Consider the following 17747-nt stretch of genomic DNA (forward strand, 5'->3'; position numbering starts at 1 on the left):
TTTTCCCTTGCACGAAGGGCATTTCCGTGTCACGACACAGCCATCACCCACATCAGGCTGAAAAATCAGGGTCAGAAGAAACGCTGGATTCCGGGCATCGCCGACGGGACGTTGACGATGGCGTTCGCGATCACCGAGCCGGACGCCGGGTCGAACTCGCACAAGATCACCACCACCGCCCGCCGCGACGGCGACGACTGGATCCTCAAGGGGCAGAAGGTCTACATCTCCGGGATCGACCAGGCGCAGGCCGTGCTGGTCGTGAGTCGCACCGAGGAGGCCAAGACCGGCAAGCTGCGGCCCGCGCTGTTCGTGGTGCCCACCGATGCGCCGGGATTCACCTACACCGCAATCGACATGGAGTTGATCAGCCCCGAGCGGCAGTTCCAGGTCTTCCTCGACGACGTCCGACTGCCCGCCGACGCGCTGGTCGGGGCCGAGGACGCCGCGATCGCGCAGCTTTTCGCGGGCCTGAACCCCGAACGCATCATGGGCGCGGCCAGCGCGGTGGGGATGGGCCGGTTCGCCCTGAAAAAGGCCGCCGACTACGTCAAGACCCGCCAGGTCTGGGGCACGCCGATCGGCGCGCACCAGGGCCTGTCGCATCCGTTGGCGCAGTGCCACATCGAGGTGGAGCTCGCCAAGGTGATGATGCAAAAAGCCGCCACGCTCTACGACGCCGGCGACGACATCGGCGCGGCCGAGGCCGCCAACATGGCCAAGTACGCCGCGGCCGAGGCCGCCACCCGCTCGGTCGACCAGGCCGTGCAGTCGATGGGCGGCAACGGGCTGACCAAGGAGTACGGCGTCGCCGCCATGCTGGCCTCGGCCCGGCTGGGCCGGATCGCCCCGGTCAGCCGCGAGATGGTGCTGAACTTCGTCGCGCAGACCTCGCTGGGCCTGCCCCGAAGCTACTGAAGCCCCGCCGATGGATCCCGTGGTCGAATTCACCGGTCCGGCAGAGACCGGAGGGCCATTCGCGAGGCTGACTCTCAACTCTCCGCACAACCGCAACGCGCTATCGGCCACCCTCGTCAGTCAGTTGCATCAGGGGCTGCGTACGGCCGCGGCGGACCCGGCCGTGCGGCTGGTGGTGCTCGGGCACGCCGGCGGCACCTTCTGCGCCGGGGCCGACCTGAGTGAGGCCGGCGGCGGCGACCCACGTGGCGATCGCGAGCGCGGCGCAGCCGGGCGAAGCGGGTCGCCACCGTCGGCACGTGGCGATCGCGAGCGCGGCGCAGCCGGGCGAAGCGGGTCGCCACCGTCGGCGTACGACATGGCCGTCGCCCGGGCCCGCGAAATGACGGCGTTGATGCGGGCCATCGTCGCCTCGCCGCTGCCGGTGATCGCCGCCGTCGACGGGCACGTCCGGGCCGGCGGTTTCGGCCTCGTCGGCGCCTGCGACATCGTGGTCGCCGGCCCGCGCAGCACGTTCGCGCTGACCGAGGCGCGCATCGGCGTCGCGCCCGCGATCATCTCGCTGACGTTGCTGCCGAAGATGTCGGCGCGGGCCGCCGCCCGCTACTACCTCACCGGCGCGACGTTCCATGCCGCCGAAGCCGCGGAGATGGGGCTGGTCACGATGGCCGTCGATGACGTGGACGCCGCGGTGGCGGGGCTGATCGCCGACATCGGGCGCGCTTCCCCGCAGGGCCTTGCCGCATCCAAGGCGCTGACCACGGCCGCGGTGCTGGACGGCTTCGACCGCGACGCCGAGCGGCTCGGCGAAGAGTCGGCGCGGCTGTTCGTCTCCGAGGAGGCGCGCGAAGGCATGCTGGCGTTCCTGCAGAAGCGCCCGCCCAGCTGGGCGAATTCGCCAGACGCCTGACAGCGACGGTGCTCCCGCCCGTCCGCGACCGGGCACGCACGGGCGAGAAAGTTGCAGTTTCGCCAACCCTCTTGCAGCAAAACCTGGACGTCGTAGGCTCGTGGTGATGAGCAACCCGGCGCAACGCGACGCGAAGGACACGCGCGACGAATCGTCGCGCGCGGCCGACACCGATCGCATCCAGATCGCGCAGTTGCTGGCCTACGCGGCCGAACAGGGCCGGCTGCAACTCAAGGACTACGAAGAGCGCCTGAGCAAGGCGTACGCGGCGACCACCTACGAGGAGCTGGATCAGCTGCGCGCCGACCTCCAGGGTTGCTCGACGGTCAACCCGCGCCGGGGCGGCACCCCCAACCCGGCGCCCTCCACGCTGCTGCTGGCGCTGGTGAGCGGCTTCGAACGACGCGGCCGATGGAACGTGCCCAGGAAGCTGACCACCTTCACCCTGTGCGGCAACGGGGTGCTGGACCTGCGCTACGCCGACTTCACCTCGACCGAGGTCGAGATCCACGCCGTGTCGATCATGGGCATGCAGAACATCCTGCTGCCGCCGGAGGTGAACGTCGAGATCCACGGCCGCGGCGTGATGGGGGGCTTCGACCGGGCCGTCGTGGGCCAGGGCACCCCCGGGGCGCCGACGGTCCACATCCACGGCTTCTCCCTGTGGGGCGGCGTGGGTATCAAGCGCAAGGCCCGCAGCCGACGCCCCTAGCCCTGACCGTCAGCGGCGACGCCGGGACCGTAGGTAGTCACCCACCACGGCCGCGCCCAGCCCGTCGACGTCGGGCACCACGACCCGCCCCTCGACCCGCCGGGCGACCTGGTCGATGAACCGCGCCAGGCCGGGGTCGCTACCCAACCGGAAGATCGTCACCTGCGCACCGAGGCGGGCGATGTCGTCGAACCCGCGCACGGTCGCCGCGATGGTCCGCGGATGCGGCGGGTAATCGAAAAACACAGCAGAACCCGCATCCCCGTCGAAGTCCTCCAGGTGGGCGGTCGGCTCGCCGTCGGTCACCACCAGAACGACGGGCTGCGCGTTGGGATGCCGCCGCAGGTGCCGCCCCGCCAGCGCCAGCGCGTGGTGCAGGTTGGTGCCCTGCTCGTAGACTCCCTCGAGGCCCGTGAGCTCGGCGGCCGTCACCGTCCGGGCGTAGCGGCCGAAGGCGACGATCTGCAACGCATCCGCGCGGAATCGGGTGCATACCAGGTGATTGAGCGCCAGCGCCGTCTGCTTCATCGGCAGCCACCGGTTCTCCATCACCATCGAGAACGAGGTGTCGACCAGCAGCGCCACCGCGGCCTGGGTTCGGGCCTCGGTCTCGGACACCTCGACGTCGTCGACGGTGATGCGAATCGGGCCGGACGGGCCGTCCAGCGTCGCCGTCCCCGCCTCGCGCAGCACGGCGTTGGTCAGCGTGCGCGAGATGTTCCACGGCTCGGTGTCGCCGAACTGCCAGGGCCGGGTCGCGCCGGTCAGCTCCCCGGCCGCACCCGCGCGGCGCAGCTCACGCTCACCACGTCGACCCGAAAGTTGTTGGGCTACATCGCGTAACGCCGTCTCGCCGAGCCTGCGCATGGCCTTCGGCGAGAGCCGCCACTGGCCGTCGGAACCGCGGTCCAGGAAGCCCTGGTTGACCAGGGCGCGTTCCAGTTCGGCGAGGGTTCGGGCGTCGATGGCGGCCTGGTCGCCGAGCTGGCGGGCCAGCGCGTCGAGATCGACGTCGTCCATGGTGGCGCCCGGGTAGCTCTGCGACAGCTGCTCGGCCAGTTGCTCGAGTTCGGCGATGTCGGCCAGCGCCTGAGTGCCCTCGCCCATGCCGAACGGGTTGTCCCCGGAGAACTGCTCGGACCCGCTCCAGTCTTCACCCGGCCGCGCGGCCTGCAGATGGGCATCGAGCCGGTCCAATGCCTGCATCAGCGCCGGGGACCCGAACGCCTGCTGCGCCAAGGCATCCAGTTCGGCGCGCTGGTCCGGGCTCAGGCTGTTGCGGAAACGCTGCGCGGCGGCGGCGCGTTTGGCCAGCGAATCCAGCAACTCGTCGACGTTGCGCGGGTTATCCGGGAAGAACTCGCCGTGCTTGGCCATGAAGTTCTGGAAGTCTTCGGGCGTGTCCGCGCCGCGGGCGTGCTTGTCCAGCAGCCCGTTGAGGTCGTCCAGCATGTCTTTGACCCGCTGGCGGTCCTCGTCGGTGGCGCCCTCCAGCGCCTGCTTCATGCCGGCGAAACGCTGATCGAGCATCTCGCGGCCTAGCAGATCCTTGATCTGCTGGTACTTTTCGCGCGCCTCGCCGCTGCGCCAGTTGTAGTCGGACAGCTCCTGGACGGCCTTGGCCGGCGACGACGGCAACGCGTCCAGTTGCAGTTCGCCGAAGCGCGCGTCGTCGTCGAGCGCACGTGCCAGCGCCTTGCGCTCGGCCAGCACGGCCTCGTCGAGCAGCTCCTTGATCTGCTGCAAGGTTCCATCCAAGTTGTTGCGGCGCAACAACTCCCGCCTGCGCCGGTTCGCCTCGGCCGCCAGCCGGTCGGCCCCGGGCATGTTCTTGGTGCCGCGGCGCAGCAGTTCGGACAGCGCGCGGCGCGGCGAGGTGCCGGCCATGACGTCCTCACCGATCTGCTCGAGCGCCTCGCGCAGGTCCACCGGCGGAGCCAGGGGGTCGGGCCCCCCGGTGTACGCCGAGTAACGAAGCGAGTGCCCCCTGATCGGTTCAGCCATAAACGGTTTGGCCCTCCCCGGACATCTTGTCGATGCGCTTGGCCAGATACAGCGCCTCCAGCGCCAGCTCCAGCGCCGCGGCGCGCTCGCCCTCGGATTCGGCGCCGAGCTTGGTGGCGATCTTGTCCACGACGGGCAGCCCCGGCACAGCGGCCAGCACGTCCTTGGCCGACACTCGCTCGCCCGTCGTCACCGCCGAACCCGCCTCGACCGCGGCCACCAGCGAGCCGACGTCGATACCGCCCAGCACCCGCGACGCGGTGTCGGCGGTCGCGCGCCGCAGCAGGTGCTCGAGCACGGCCTGTTCGCGGCCCTCCTCACCGGACTCGAATTCCAGCTTGCCGCGCAGGACGTCGATCACCGTGCCCAGGTCGACGACGCGGGCCACCGGGTCGGTCTCCCCCAGCACCGCACCGCGATGACGGGCGGCGGCAGCCACCGTCTCGGCCGCCGCGATCGCGAACCGCGCCGACACCCCCGACCGCTGGTCGACCGAGTTGGACTCGCGCAGGTAGCGGGCGAAGCGCGCGATCACCTGCATCAGGTAGTCGGGCACCTGGGCGCTCAGATGCGCCTCCTGGGCGATCACGCCCATCTCCGCGTCGAGCTCACGCGGGTAGTGGGTGCGGATCTCGGCGCCGAACCGGTCTTTGAGCGGGGTGATGATGCGCCCGCGGTTGGTGTAGTCCTCGGGGTTGGCGCTGGCCACCACCAGCACGTCCAGCGGCAGGCGCAGCGTGTAGCCGCGAACCTGGATGTCGCGTTCCTCCATGACGTTGAGCATCGACACCTGGATCCGCTCGGCCAGGTCGGGCAGTTCGTTGACCGCCACGATGCCGCGATGTGCCCGCGGGATGAGGCCGTAGGCGATGGTCTCCGGGTCCCCGAGGCTGCGGCCCTCGGCGACCTTGATCGGGTCGATGTCGCCCACCAGGTCGGCGACGCTGGTGTCGGGGGTGGCCAGTTTCTCGGTGTAGCGCTCGCTGCGGTGTTTCCACTCGATCGGCAGGGCGTCACCCAACTCGTCGGCCCGCCGGATGGATTCCGGCGTGATCGGCGTGTAGGGGTGCTCACCCAGTTCGGCCCCGGCGATCACCGGCGTCCACTCGTCGAGCAGGCCGACCAGCGCCCGCAGCAGCCGGGTCTTGCCCTGGCCGCGTTCGCCGAGCAGGACGATGTCGTGTCCGGCGATCAGCGCACGCTCTAACTGCGGTAATACGGTGTCCTCGAAACCCAGGATGCCCGGCCAGACCTCGCTGATATCCGAGCCGGCGGCCAGCGCGGTCAGCAAATTCTCCCGGATTTCTTGCTTGACACCCCGTTCACGATGACCGGCGGCACGCAATTCGCCGACCGTGCGGGGCAGGTTGCTCGGTGCAGTCACCACTCCACGCTACGACGCGCGGCGACGTGCGTCATCCGATACCGCCCCGGGGGGATCCGCAGACCCTTGAGGACGCACGGCTCAGTGCGCGAAATGCCGGGCTCCGGTGAGGTATACGGTGACGCCGGCCTTGGCTGCCGCTTCGGTGACCTCGTCGTCGCGGACCGATCCGCCCGGATGCACTATTGCCTTCACGCCGGCGGCGGCCAGGGTCTCGAGCCCGTCGGGGAACGGGAAGAACGCGTCGGAGGCCGCGACCGCGCCGCGGACCCGGTCGCCGCCGCGCGCATTCCCTCTTTCAATAGCCAGCCGGGCCGCGTCGACGCGGTTGACCTGGCCCATGCCGACCCCGACGGTCGCGCCGTCGGCCGCGATCACGATCGCGTTCGACTTGACCGCACGGCAGGTCCGCCAGGCGAAGAGCAGATCGGTCAACGTAGCCGGGTCGGCCGGCGATCCAGTCGCCAGGGTCCAGTTCACCGGGTTGTCACCGTGGGCGTCGAGTTCGTCGCGCTGCTGCATCAGCAGACCCCCGCTCACCGGTCGCAGCTCAACGCCGCCGGTCAACGGCTCGGAGGCCACCAGTACGCGGATGTTCTTCTTGCGCGTCAGCACATCGACGGCACCGGGCGCGTAAGCGGGCGCAACGATCACCTCGGTGAAGATGGTGCTCACAAACTCCGCCATCTCGACGCTCACCTCGGTGTTCGCCGCGATGACTCCCCCGAACGCGCTCAGCGGATCGCACTCGTGGGCCTTGCGATGGGCGTCGGCGACCGACACCGACGAGACGGCGATGCCACAGGGGTTGGCGTGCTTGATGATTGCCACGCAGATCTGCTCGTGGTCGAAGGCGGCCCGCCATGCCGCGTCCGCATCGGTGAAGTTGTTGTAGGACATCTCTTTTCCGTGCAGCTGCTCCGCCTGCGCCAGGCCCGGCCACGCGCCGGGATCGGCGTAGAGCGCCGCCTGCTGATGCGGGTTCTCGCCGTAGCGCAGCATCGCCGAGCGGCGCCAGCCGCGGCCGAACCACTCGGGGAACACGGTGGGCGGATGCTCGGGCGCCAGCGTCGACTGCATCCAGCTCGCGACCGCGATGTCGTATTCCGCGGTGTGCTGAAATGCCAGTGTCGCCAGCTTCTTGCGCTCGCCCAGGGTGAATCCGCCGTGCCGGACCGCGGCGAGCACGCCGTCGTACCCGAGTGGGTCGGTGACCACCGCCACGCTGGGATGGTTTTTCGCGGCGGCGCGCACCATCGACGGCCCGCCGATGTCGATCTGCTCGACGCATTCGTCGACGCTCGCGCCGGATTCGACGGTTTCGCTGAACGGGTAGAGGTTGACGACGACCAGTTCGAAGGCCGCGATCCCGAGCTGCTCGAGGGCGGCGGCGTGCTCGGACTTGCGCAGATCGGCCAGCAGGCCGGCGTGCACCCGCGGATGCAACGTCTTGACCCTGCCGTCGAGCACCTCGGGAAACCCGGTCAATTCCTCGACGCGTGTCACCGGGATCCCATTGTCGCCGATGGTCTTTGCCGTGGACCCGGTGGAGACGATCTCTACGCCCGCCGCGGTCAGACCCCGGGCAAGCTCTACGAGCCCGGTCTTGTCGTAGACGCTGATCAGCGCGCGGCGGATCGGCCTTCTCGCCGTTTCCCGCCAGTCGTCGGTGCTCATCCCAGGATCGCCTTTCGTCCGATCGTTGCCTGTCGCCCGGTCAAAGTCATGCCACCGGTTGCGATCGCGGCCACCACGTCCACCAAGAGCAGCCGCTCGGTGACTTTGATGCGTTCGTGCAACGTCTGTTCGTCGTCGCCGTCGAGTACCGGGACGGCGTGCTGCGCCAGGATCGGCCCGGTGTCCGTCCCGGCATCCACCAGGTGCACCGTAGCGCCTGTGACCTTCACGCCGTAAGCCAACGCGTCGGCCACGCCGTGCGCACCGGGAAACGCCGGCAGCAGCGCGGGATGCGTGTTGATGACACGGCCGTAGAAGCGTGAAAGAAACTGCGGCCCCAGGATTTTCATGAAGCCGGCCGACACGACGAGGTCGGGCGAGTGGGCGGTGGTGGCGTCGGTGATGGCGGTGTCCCATGCGTCGCGGCCGGGATGGTCGGCAAGCCGGGCGACGAATGCCGGTACCGGCGCCGCTGTGGCGATATCGACCGCGGGGCAGTCACGGTCGGCGCCGACGGCGACCACCCGGGCGGGGTAGTCGCCGGTGGCGGCCTCGAGCAGGGACGCCAGCAGCGAACCGGTGCCCGAAGCCAGCACCACCACTCGCGCCGGTGCGCTCGGGGGCACGCGGAGCGGTTCAAGCACACGCAGAGCCTAGTCGGACGACGATGCCGGCCGTGCATCAGCACGGCCGGAGGAGGAGCCCGACAATCCCACCCCGTCGGACGACGATGCCGGCCGTGCATCAGCACGGCCGGAGGAGGAGCCCGACAATCCCACCCCGTCGGACGACGATGCCGGCCGTGCATCAGTACGGCTGATGTCCGGGCTCTTCGGGCGGTGCCACGTCGGTGTCCACCGCCTCGAGGGAGTCGGTGGAGTCGACAGAGCCCGCAGGCGCCACGGACCTGCCCTCCTCGACGCAGTCCGCGGCCGGGCCCTCGCTCTCGACGAGAAGCCCTGCGAAATCGGCCGGTTCAGCGGCCGTTTGGGCAGGCACGGGTTTGGGTTTGGCCCGCCGGGGCCGACGCCGGACGCCGCCGGCCAGCACGACCGTGATCCAGCCAACGACCGTGAACCAGAAGAGCACACCGATCGCCAGCGTGCCCTGGTCCACGCCGACCCCGCCGAAGTTGCCCAGCCGACCACTCGCGCCCAAGGCCAGCAAGGACATCACCGAAGTCCCCGCGATCGAGGCGACCAGCAGCTTGGCCGTCGCCGGGACCAGGGGCAGCGCATGCCGGGCGCACTGCTGGCCGACCGCCACGCCCGACGAGGCACCGATGATGAGCAGTGCCACCCATACCGGCCCGAGCGGCGGGGTGGGGGCCGCGGCCAGGATCGGCAACGCCGGGATGTCGCCGCCGAAGACGGTGAACGAACTGAACGTCGCGAAGCCGAGATGGGCACTGGACCCCACCGCGACCGCCGACGTCCCGACGATGACGTTGGGCGCGTACAACACCGACAGCGCGGTGAGGTTGAACTGCCCCCATATCGAATCGGTGATGCCGTAGAGCTCTTGCATCGTGGCCCAGTGCACAACCAGTGAACCCGCCGTCACCAGGCCGGACAGCCCGACCAGCGCCAGCACACCGGCCGCGGCCGCGCGCAGGGAGTCACCCAGCCACGGCGGCAGCGAGGAGACCGCCGACACCCGTGGGCCCACACGGGACCACACGCCGATCGCCGCACCGATGGCGTGCACCACCAGCACACTGACGAACGCGCGCAGCGCGTTGGGCGTCTCCAGCTCGGTGAGCACCGTCGACGCATCGTGGATCACCGCCAGCGCGATCGCCGCCATCAACAGGGGGCCGCCGAGCGCCGAGGCGACAACCCAGCGAACCACCAGCCACGACGAGTACGGAGATGTCGCCCGTGCCGTGCTGCGCGCGGTGCCCCAGACCATCAGCAGCACGGGCAACAGCGGCATCACGCCCAGCTCGTGCCCGCCGATGAAAACCGGTACCTGGTGAACGCCGAGCCACATGCTGGCGATGGCGCCCGGGGCGCCCGTCATGTCGCTGTTGGCGATCAGCAACTCGAGCAGCGTGAGGGCGGCGATGACGCCCAGCGCCACCACACCGGGTTCGAACGCGACCCTGAGAAGGTCACGCCCCTGACGGGCGCCCGCCGCCCGATAGTCCTCCACCCGTGTCACTCTGGGCGCACGTGCCCGACTAAGCGCGAGAACGCGCGGTCAGCCCGACGCCGGGCCAGAGGATGACGACGGCGACTGCTGCTGCCCCTGGTCGGGGGATTGCTGATCCCCGCCTTGGGAGGAGTAGTCGCCCGGGGCCGCCCCTCCCCGGGATCCGGCGCCCTCCGCACCGGCCATGGGCGGCGGGCTGAAGCTGGGAAAACCGGTCGGTGGCGTGGACGGACCCTGCGGCGCCGCGGGTGGGGCACTGAAGGAACCGGATCCACCGGTCGACGCGCTCTGGGTGGGACTCTGGCTCGGCGAGTAACCCGCGCCGTATTGCTGCGATCCGTACCCGGGGGGCTGCTGGGGGCTGTGCGACTGGGCTCCGCCATGCTGGTGCGCACCCGGCTGACCGTAGTACCCGCCGGGCGGCTGCTGCGCGCCGTATTGCCCGTACGGGTCGTACTGGCCGTACGGGCCGTACTGCGCGTACGGGTCGTACTTGGGCCGCGGCGTCGGTGCGGTGACCACGCCCGCCTCCAGCAGGACCGCGAGGACCGCGGCGATCGCCTGCAGCGCGCTGCACGCCAGCAGGGGCCACAGGGCCCAGCCGATCTCGTAGCCGGCGGGCGTGTTGATCATCTCGGTGATCACGATCAGCGCACCCAGCACGGCGATCACGGCGACCACGCCCAGGTTTCGCTTCGCCTTGGGCAGCAGGGACACCGCGGCGAGCAGCGCGGCCAGCACCGACACGTCGACCGCGTAACCGGCGTCGCCGGCGCGTCCGCCCGCACTCGGACCGAGTTCGGCGCCGATGATGAACGTGGGACCGAAGTTCAGCAGATAGACCGCCAGGCCGAGTCCCACGACCGCGATGGTGAGGTAGACCGGAAGCTTGTTGTGGTCATCGGTCTTGGCGAACGACGGTGTGGCGCCCGGGTAGGAGCCGCCGGGCTGCGTGGGCGGGTAACCGGGGCTACCGGGCGAGTAGGTCATGACTCCTCCTGTTGCTTCCAGTCCGTCGCGGCGCCAGGCCACTGCTGCAATGCGGCGCCGTGCCGGCGCCCTCATCAACGCCGATTGCCCTGCACTCGCATCGCCCCGCGGTCGATCAACCACGCTAGCGCACGTTCGGGTTGCTGCGCCGGTACGACCGGCCCGTCGTCACCACCGTCCGCTTGCCCTGCATAGGTAGAACACGTTCTAATTCTCGGCATGGATTACGGGCTTGTGCTTTTCACCAGCGACCGCGGCATTTCCCCGGCGGCGGCCGCCAAGCTGGCCGACGACCACAATTTTCGGACGTTCTACGTGCCGGAACACACTCACATCCCGGTCAAGCGCGAGGCGGCTCACCCGACGACCGGCGACGAGTCACTGCCCGACGACCGCTATATGCGCACGCTGGACCCGTGGGTGAGTCTGGGCGCCGCGTGCGCGGTGACCTCGCGGGTGCGCCTGTCGACCGCGGTCGCGTTGCCCGTCGAGCACGACCCGATCACGCTGGCGAAGAGCATCGCCACCCTCGACCACCTGTCCGGCGGCCGGGTCAGCCTGGGCGTCGGGTTCGGCTGGAACACCGACGAACTCGCCGACCACGGCGTGCCCCCCGGGCGGCGGCGCACCATGCTGCGCGAATACGTCGAGGCGATGCGGGCGCTGTGGACGCAGGAAGAGGCCGCCTACGACGGCGAGTTCGTCCAATTCGGGCCCAGCTGGGCCTGGCCCAAGCCGGTGCAGCCGCACATTCCGGTGCTGGTGGGCGCCGCGGGCACCGCGAAGAACTTCACGTGGATCGCGCGCAGCGCCGACGGCTGGATCACCACGCCCCGCGACTTCGACATCGACGGCCCGGTCAAGCAGCTGCAGGACATCTGGGCGGCCGCCGGCCGCGACGGTGCCCCGCAGATCGTGGCGCTGGACTTCAAGCCGGTGCCCGAGAAACTGGCGCACTGGGCCGAACTCGGGGTCACCGAGGTGCTGTTCGGCCTGCCCGACCGCCCCGACGACGAGGTCACCGCCTACGTGGAGCGGCTGGCCGGCAAGCTCGCCGCCCTGGTCTGACGTGGTCTGACGCGCGAGCCCGCGTCCAGACGTAAACCGGCGCGAACCCGCCCGGCGTGCCGTGTGCGTGGTGTATGTGTCGCGTCGCGCCCGGCGCCGCGGTCTGGGGCCGCGTCAGGCGAGGGTGCAGCGGTTGCCGTAGTCGAAGGAGCGCACCCGCACCTCGCGCCCCAGCGGGTCGCCGTCGATGAGCAGCGCGATCAGTTCCTCGTCCTCGGTGGTGGACAGGAACCGGCTGCCGTCGTCGAGCCGGCCGACGATGATGCCGGTCGGGCGCCCGTCGTCGCGGCGGACCGTGTAGGTCTCGACGATGCCGCGACCGTCGGCGTTCTCGCTCACCGGCTGGGTCGGCCACGCGGCGACCTGCGCCTGCAACTGCGCGTTGCGGTCCGGCGTCCACGGGACCGGGGTGGTGGAGTAGACGCCGACGGAGTACTTGCTCAGGATGCCGCCGTTGGCACCGACGAGACCGAACCGGCCCGGCATCTTCCGCATCTGGGCGACGGTCTCGGCGACCGCGTGCATCGAGTAGTTGTTGCCGGCGCCGCCGAAGAACGGCAGGCCGCCGGTCAGGGTCAGGCCGCGAGGATCGTCGGGCGCGATGCCCATGCCGTCGCAGATGTTGAACACCGGCACCGGAAAGCAGCTGTACAGATCGAAGGTGGCGACGTCGTCGACGCCGATGCCGGCCATCGCGAGCGCCTCGCGCACCGCCAGGACGGCCGACGGGGAGCGACCGAGGTCCGGGCGGTCCAGCAGGGGTTGTTCCTCCAGGTCGGTGTGCCCGTGCAGGTAGACCCAGTTGTCCCGGGGCACCCCCAGCCGCCGCGCCGCCTCCACCGACATCAGCAGCGCGGCCGCACCCTGGTTGACCTGATCGCGCGCGACCATCAGCCGCGGGTAGGGCTCGGCGATCATCCGGTTGCTCTCGCTCACGGTGACCAGTTCGTCGACGCTGCGCTCGACCGGCGCTGCGGCGAACGGGTTGTTGGCGGCGATCTTGGTGAACGGCGCGAACAGCTCGGCCATGGTTCGCCGGTACTCGACGGGCCCCTGCCCGGTGCCGGCCCGGCGGGCGTTCTCCAGCAGCGCGTACTGGATCGGCGCGCTGGTCAGACCGTGGATGACCGTGTAGCGCGAGATCAGCTTCTCGATGCCGTGGCCGCGGTCTTCCAGGTCGCCGTCCACGGTCTCGGTGAAGTCCGGTTTGCTGTCGGACCGCGCGAAGTGCCGCAACGTGGACGTCGCGTCGGACCCGAAGACCAGGGCGACGTGCGAACGGCCCGCGGCGATCTCGGCGGCCAGCTCGCTGATCAGATGCTGCGGCCCCTGGCCGCCGACGACCTCGAGGACCGCCCGAGCCGGCCGCGCGCCGATGCGGCCGGCCACCGACCGCGGGTAGTTGTTCGACCGCCCCAGCACGGCCTTGGCGACCGGCCCGGAGATTTCGAACTGGCGCACACCGGCCACGGTGTCCACGGCCGCGGCCACCGCGTCGAGGTCGCCGCATGAGTCGACGAGGGCGGCGCGGGCCGCGGCGGCGGCCAGTTCGACCGGCGACATCGCCCGGTAGCCGGGGCCGTCGATGCGCTCGGCGGACTGGCCGACCCCCACGACGACGGGCGTGTGCGGATCGAGATTCATAGCGTAACTATCTACCGCACGACGGTGCGGGGTGCACACCCGGGCCGCCGGTCCGCGACGCTACAGGCCGCTCAGGATCTCGCGGGCCAGCGCCGCGGTCTCCGACGGGGTCTTGCCGACCTTGACGCCGGCCGCCTCGAGGGCCTCCTTCTTGGCCGCCGCGGTGCCCGAGGAGCCGGACACGATCGCCCCGGCATGGCCCATGGTCTTGCCTTCCGGGGCGGTGAAGCCCGCGACATAGCCGACGACCGGCTTGGACACGTGGGCCTTGATGTAGTCGGCCGCACGCTCCTCCGCATCGCCGCCGATCTCACCGATCATCACGATGATCTTGGTCTCGGGGTCCTTCTCGAAAGCCTCGATGGCGTCGATGTGGGTGGTGCCGATCACGGGGTCGCCGCCGATGCCGATGGCCGTCGAAAAGCCGAGATCGCGCAGCTCGTACATCATCTGGTAGGTCAGCGTCCCGGATTTGGACACCAGCCCGACGGGGCCGGATCCGGTGATGGTGGCCGGGGTGATGCCCGCCAACGCCTCGCCCGGCGTGATGATGCCCGGGCAGTTCGGTCCGATGATCCGCGTCTTCTCACCCTTGTCCAGGTTGTACGCCCACGCGTAGGCGGTGTCCTGGACGGGGATCCCCTCGGTGATGACCACCAGCAGCGGAATCTGGGCGTCGATGGCCTCGATGATCGCGTCCTTGGCGAACTTCGGCGGCACGAAGACGACGGACACGTCGGCGCCGGTCTTCTTCATCGCCTCCTCGACGGTGCCGAACACCGGCAACTCGACGTCGTTACCGCCGGCGTCCTTGTGCGACACCGTGGTTCCCGCCTTGCGGGCGTTGACGCCGCCCACCACCTGGGTTCCCGCCCTCAGCATGAGCGCGGTGTGCTTGGTGCCCTCGCCACCGGTGATGCCCTGGACGATCACCTTGGAATCCTTGTTCAGGAAGATCGACATGATTGGCTCCCTTACTTGTTCGCCAGCTCGGCGGCTTTGTCGGCGCCGGCGTCCATGGTCTCGGCCTGGATCACGAGCGGGTGGTTGGCCTCGGCCAGAATGCGGCGGCCCTCGTCGACGTTGTTGCCGTCGAGGCGCACCACCAACGGCTTGTCGGCCTCGTCGCCGAGGATCTCCAGCGCCTTGACGATCCCGGTGGCCACCGCGTCGCACGAGGTGATGCCACCGAAGACGTTCACGAACACGCTCTTGACCTGGGCGTCGTTGAGGATCACGTCCAGCCCGGCGGCCATCACCTCGGCCGAGGCGCCGCCGCCGATGTCGAGGAAGTTGGCGGGCTTGACGCCGCCGTGCTTCTCGCCGGCGTAGGCGGTTACGTCCAGCGTCGACATGACCAGGCCCGCGCCGTTGCCGATGATGCCGACCTGGCCGTCGAGCTTGACGTAGTTGAGGTCGTGCTCCTTGGCCTTGAGCTCGAGCGGATCGGTGGACGCGCGGTCCTCGAACTCGGCGTGCTCGGGGTGGCGGAAGTCGGCGTTGGCGTCCAGGGTGACCTTGCCGTCCAGCGCCAGGATCCGGGCCGGGTCGTCCTCGCCGCGCGAGGGGGTGCGTACCAGCGGGTTGACCTCGACCAGGGTGGCGTCCTCGGCGACGAAGAGCTCCCACAGCTTGGAGATGGTGACCGCGGCGGCGTCGAGCACCTCGGCCGGCAGGTGCCCCTGCTCGGCGATGGAGCGCGCGAACGCGAGGTCGACCCCCTTGACGGCGTCCACCGGGACCTTGGCCAGCCGCTCGGGCTTGGTGGCGGCGACCTCTTCGATCTCCATGCCGCCCTCGACCGAGCACATCGCCAGATACGTGCGGTTGGCCCGGTCCAGCAGGAAGGAGATGTAGTACTCCTCGGCGATGTCGCTGGCCTCGGCGACCAGCAGCTTCTTGACGATGTGGCCCTTGATGTCCAGGCCCAGGATGTTCTTGGCGTGCTCGTAGGCGTCCTCGGGCGTCGCGGCGTACTTCACCCCGCCGGCCTTCCCGCGGCCACCGACCTTCACCTGGGCTTTGACCATCACCGGGTGACCGATTTCGGTCGCGATAGTCTTGGCACCCTCGGCGGTGTCGGTCACCCGACCCGGCGTGGTCGGTACGTTGTGTTTGGCGAAAAGTTCTTTGGCTTGATACTCGAAAAGGTCCATGGGCTCACTGTCTTTGCTCGGCTTGCTGCTAGGCCTGTCCGTCGGCGGTAGCCGAATCGGCAACGCGCACGGTGGCAACGCGCACGGAGGCACTGTATCCACACCCCAAACGGGACCTGACGCCGCGTCCACCGATGTGGCGCAGGTCACGGCCTTTTCGGCCGCAGCCCCGAAGGTGAGCCAGATCACAAAATGAGGCGGATCGTGTCGCGAGGTTGCCAGTGGCTTCCGTCAACGGATAACGTCCGGGGGTCCAGATAACGTTATGGTCACGATACGAGGACGTTCCAGCTTGTCCCAGCACCGTTTAGCTCGTACGCCCGCCGCAACGGCCTCAGGTAACACGCACCGCAGGGTGGATCCACATCGCAACGAAGTGACCGAAATCCTGCCGCTCGACGGCTTCGACTTCGAGGCCCTGGATTTCGCCGACGACTTCGGAGACCTCGCCGAACTGGATTTCCGCGACGACTCCGCCTTCGACAACGGAGCGCGTGTCCTGCTGGCGCCCGAACTCGACGATCTCGACGCGAGCGACGACCTGAGCCCGCTGTTGCTCGCCGCCCCCCGCCGGCTTGACCTCCGGGTGCACATCGAACCCGGCGCCGAGATCAGGCACGTCCTGCGCCCCGAGGACCCCGACGCCACCCAGGTGATCCCGCTGGCGCGCCGCGGCGGCCAGCACCGCAAGCAACCCACCAGCGCGGCCCGGGGCCGCCTGCTCATCTCGGCGATGGCCGCCGGCGCGGCCGCCGCGGCGGCGCACACCGCGACCAGCCAGGCGGACACCCCCAGGACCACGGCCGTGCTCACCGCCAACGCGTCGTCGCTCACCGGCGGGGCCGGGGCCGGCACCACCCGGGGAGCGCAGGTGATCGCCGTGCAGCCCGCGGCAAACGTCGCCGTCCACAACGAAGAACTCGCCAAAGGCGTTGCCTTCGCCAATGATCGCGCCCAACGCGAGGCGCGGTTGCAGCAGCCGCTCTACGTGATGCCGACGAGAGGCATATTCACCTCCAACTTCGGGTACCGCTGGGGAGTGCTGCACGCCGGAATCGACATCGCCAACTCGATCGGAACGCCCATCTTCGCCGTCTCCGACGGCGTCGTCGTCGAGGCCGGCCCGGCGGCCGGCTACGGCGCGCTGGTCAAGCTGCGCCACGCCGACGGCACGGTCACGCTCTACGGTCACATCAATTCGACGCTGGTCGGCGTCGGCCAGCGGGTGATGGCCGGCGACCAGATCGCCACCATGGGCAACCGGGGCAATTCGACCGGACCGCACCTGCATTTCGAGGTGCTGCAGGGCGGCAGCCAACGAATCGACCCGGTGCCGTGGCTGGCCAAGCGGGGCCTGAACCTGGCCAATTACACCGGTTGATCTGGTGAGCTCACCGAACGAACCCACCCGTCAGCGTCCAGCCGAGCCCGACGCACCGTCGTCGGACTCCGGGTCGCGGATCATCCGGCGTGCGCCCACCGGCCCGATACCCAGGGCACCGGGATCGCCCACCGGCCAGTTCGCCCCCCAACCGCCCCCGCCGTACCAGGCGGGGTCCGCCGCGGGGGGCCGGGCGGGATTTGCGGGTGCACCGGGCGATGCGCCCAGTGACCGGACCGCCGTCGCCGCGTGCGCGGTCAGCATCGTCAGCGGGTGGGCCACCTCGGTCGTGGCCACGGACCTGATCGCGGGCTGGTGGAGAACCGACCGGCTGTTCTGCATCGCGATCGCATTCCTCGCGCTGGTGTTCGCCGTCAGCACCGTCACCGGCGTGATCATGCTGCTGCAGCACCGGCCGCTCGGGCGGTACCTGATCGTGGCCGGCGCGGTCGTCGCGGTGCTCACCTATGGCGGCGTGTTCATCGCGGGCGCGCGCGTCGCGTGGATCGTGCATGCCCTCCCCCTGCTGCCGGTCGCCAGCGTGGTGCTGGCCATGCACCCGCGTACCAAGCACTGGCTGGAGGAATAGCCGCCCGCCGGTTTCCGCGAGCAGACGCCAAAAACCCCCCCCCCCCCCGCGGGGGGGGGGGGGGGGGGGGGGGGCGGCCCCGCCGCCCGGGGGGGGGGGGGGGGGGGGGGGGGGGGGGGGGGGGGGGGGGGGGGGGGGGGGGGGGGGGGGGGGGGGGGGG

The 17747-nt window shown here is 70.1% G+C and carries 15 protein-coding genes; 6 read left to right on the forward strand and 9 right to left on the reverse strand.

Annotated elements, in window-relative coordinates; all coding sequences use genetic code 11:
• The 3 genes from FPZ47_RS21010 to FPZ47_RS21020 all read left to right on the forward strand — a co-directional run.
• Positions 1-918 (forward strand): acyl-CoA dehydrogenase family protein (locus FPZ47_RS21010; protein WP_246133526.1); only part of this gene is annotated, 918 nt, incomplete at its 5' end.
• A gap of 10 nt (positions 919-928) precedes the next feature.
• Positions 929-1828 (forward strand): enoyl-CoA hydratase family protein, encoded by a 900-nt coding sequence (locus FPZ47_RS21015; RefSeq protein ID WP_144955062.1) that lies wholly within the window; start codon positions 929-931, stop codon positions 1826-1828.
• A 106-nt stretch (positions 1829-1934) separates the two neighbouring features.
• Positions 1935-2540: a DUF1707 SHOCT-like domain-containing protein gene (locus FPZ47_RS21020; protein WP_144955059.1), complete on the forward strand. Its 606-nt coding sequence runs from the start codon at positions 1935-1937 to the stop codon at positions 2538-2540.
• A gap of 9 nt (positions 2541-2549) precedes the next feature.
• Here the strand turns inward: FPZ47_RS21020 and FPZ47_RS21025 are convergent, their stop codons facing one another.
• The 6 genes from FPZ47_RS21025 to FPZ47_RS21050 form a co-directional block, all read right to left on the reverse strand.
• On the reverse strand, positions 2550-4544 hold the full coding sequence (locus FPZ47_RS21025; protein WP_144955056.1) for a vWA domain-containing protein: 1995 nt from the start codon (positions 4542-4544) through the stop codon (positions 2550-2552).
• Entirely contained in the window at positions 4537-5931 is a 1395-nt protein-coding gene (locus FPZ47_RS21030) for a sigma 54-interacting transcriptional regulator (protein WP_144955053.1), read from the reverse strand. The genes FPZ47_RS21025 and FPZ47_RS21030 overlap by 8 nt, the downstream gene beginning before the upstream one ends.
• 78 nt (positions 5932-6009) lie before the next feature.
• Entirely contained in the window at positions 6010-7605 is a 1596-nt protein-coding gene (gene purH, locus FPZ47_RS21035; protein WP_144955050.1) for a bifunctional phosphoribosylaminoimidazolecarboxamide formyltransferase/IMP cyclohydrolase, read from the reverse strand.
• Positions 7602-8249: a phosphoribosylglycinamide formyltransferase gene (gene purN / locus FPZ47_RS21040; protein ID WP_144955047.1), complete on the reverse strand. Its 648-nt coding sequence runs from the start codon at positions 8247-8249 to the stop codon at positions 7602-7604. Before purN ends, purH begins: the two co-directional genes overlap by 4 nt.
• A 163-nt stretch (positions 8250-8412) precedes the next feature.
• Entirely contained in the window at positions 8413-9759 is a 1347-nt protein-coding gene (locus tag FPZ47_RS21045; protein WP_144955044.1) for a cell division protein PerM, read from the reverse strand.
• A gap of 48 nt (positions 9760-9807) precedes the next feature.
• Positions 9808-10749: a DUF5336 domain-containing protein gene (locus FPZ47_RS21050; protein WP_144955042.1), complete on the reverse strand. Its 942-nt coding sequence runs from the start codon at positions 10747-10749 to the stop codon at positions 9808-9810.
• A gap of 219 nt (positions 10750-10968) precedes the next feature.
• Here FPZ47_RS21050 and FPZ47_RS21055 point away from each other — a divergent pair, with 219 nt between their 5' ends.
• Positions 10969-11817 carry an LLM class F420-dependent oxidoreductase gene (locus FPZ47_RS21055; RefSeq protein ID WP_144955039.1) on the forward strand — a complete coding sequence of 283 codons (849 nt, stop codon included), beginning with the start codon at positions 10969-10971 and terminating at the stop codon, positions 11815-11817.
• Positions 11818-11931: 114 nt separating this feature from the next.
• On the opposite strand, the gene FPZ47_RS21060 is transcribed toward FPZ47_RS21055, so the two are convergent.
• Genes FPZ47_RS21060 through sucC form a run of 3 tightly spaced genes read right to left on the reverse strand, consistent with a single transcriptional unit; the run spans position 11932 to position 15617 of the window.
• Positions 11932-13461 (reverse strand): acetyl-CoA acetyltransferase, encoded by a 1530-nt coding sequence (locus tag FPZ47_RS21060; RefSeq protein WP_144955035.1) that lies wholly within the window; start codon positions 13459-13461, stop codon positions 11932-11934.
• Between the two features lie 60 nt (positions 13462-13521).
• Positions 13522-14424 carry a succinate--CoA ligase subunit alpha gene (gene sucD / locus FPZ47_RS21065; protein WP_144955032.1) on the reverse strand — a complete coding sequence of 301 codons (903 nt, stop codon included), beginning with the start codon at positions 14422-14424 and terminating at the stop codon, positions 13522-13524.
• Between the two features lie 11 nt (positions 14425-14435).
• Positions 14436-15617, reverse strand: a complete 1182-nt coding sequence (gene sucC, locus FPZ47_RS21070) for an ADP-forming succinate--CoA ligase subunit beta (RefSeq protein WP_144955029.1) — start codon at positions 15615-15617, stop codon at positions 14436-14438.
• Between the two features lie 292 nt (positions 15618-15909).
• Between sucC and FPZ47_RS21080 the strand changes: the two genes are divergently transcribed.
• Positions 15910-16998, forward strand: a complete 1089-nt coding sequence (locus tag FPZ47_RS21080) for a M23 family metallopeptidase (RefSeq protein WP_246133525.1) — start codon at positions 15910-15912, stop codon at positions 16996-16998.
• Positions 16999-17002: 4 nt separating this feature from the next.
• Positions 17003-17587 carry a hypothetical protein gene (locus tag FPZ47_RS28510; RefSeq protein ID WP_168209525.1) on the forward strand — a complete coding sequence of 195 codons (585 nt, stop codon included), beginning with the start codon at positions 17003-17005 and terminating at the stop codon, positions 17585-17587.
• Positions 17588-17747: the final 160 nt, after the last annotated feature.

It is taken from the genome of Mycobacterium helveticum, from assembly GCF_007714205.1.
GTDB lineage: Bacteria > Actinomycetota > Actinomycetes > Mycobacteriales > Mycobacteriaceae > Mycobacterium > Mycobacterium helveticum.

Excerpts from the sequence above, each read along its gene's own strand:
- FPZ47_RS21015 (WP_144955062.1), top strand. The coding sequence starts at position 929 with ATGGATCCCGTGGTCGAATTCACCGGTCCGGCAGAGACCGGAGGGCCA.
- FPZ47_RS21020 (WP_144955059.1), top strand. The coding sequence starts at position 1,935 with ATGAGCAACCCGGCGCAACGCGACGCGAAGGACACGCGCGACGAATCG.
- FPZ47_RS21025 (WP_144955056.1), bottom strand. The coding sequence starts at position 4,544 with ATGGCTGAACCGATCAGGGGGCACTCGCTTCGTTACTCGGCGTACACC.
- purH (WP_144955050.1), bottom strand. The coding sequence starts at position 7,605 with ATGAGCACCGACGACTGGCGGGAAACGGCGAGAAGGCCGATCCGCCGC.
- FPZ47_RS21050 (WP_144955042.1), bottom strand. The coding sequence starts at position 10,749 with ATGACCTACTCGCCCGGTAGCCCCGGTTACCCGCCCACGCAGCCCGGC.
- FPZ47_RS21055 (WP_144955039.1), top strand. The coding sequence starts at position 10,969 with ATGGATTACGGGCTTGTGCTTTTCACCAGCGACCGCGGCATTTCCCCG.
- FPZ47_RS21060 (WP_144955035.1), bottom strand. The coding sequence starts at position 13,461 with ATGAATCTCGATCCGCACACGCCCGTCGTCGTGGGGGTCGGCCAGTCC.
- sucD (WP_144955032.1), bottom strand. The coding sequence starts at position 14,424 with ATGTCGATCTTCCTGAACAAGGATTCCAAGGTGATCGTCCAGGGCATC.
- sucC (WP_144955029.1), bottom strand. The coding sequence starts at position 15,617 with ATGGACCTTTTCGAGTATCAAGCCAAAGAACTTTTCGCCAAACACAAC.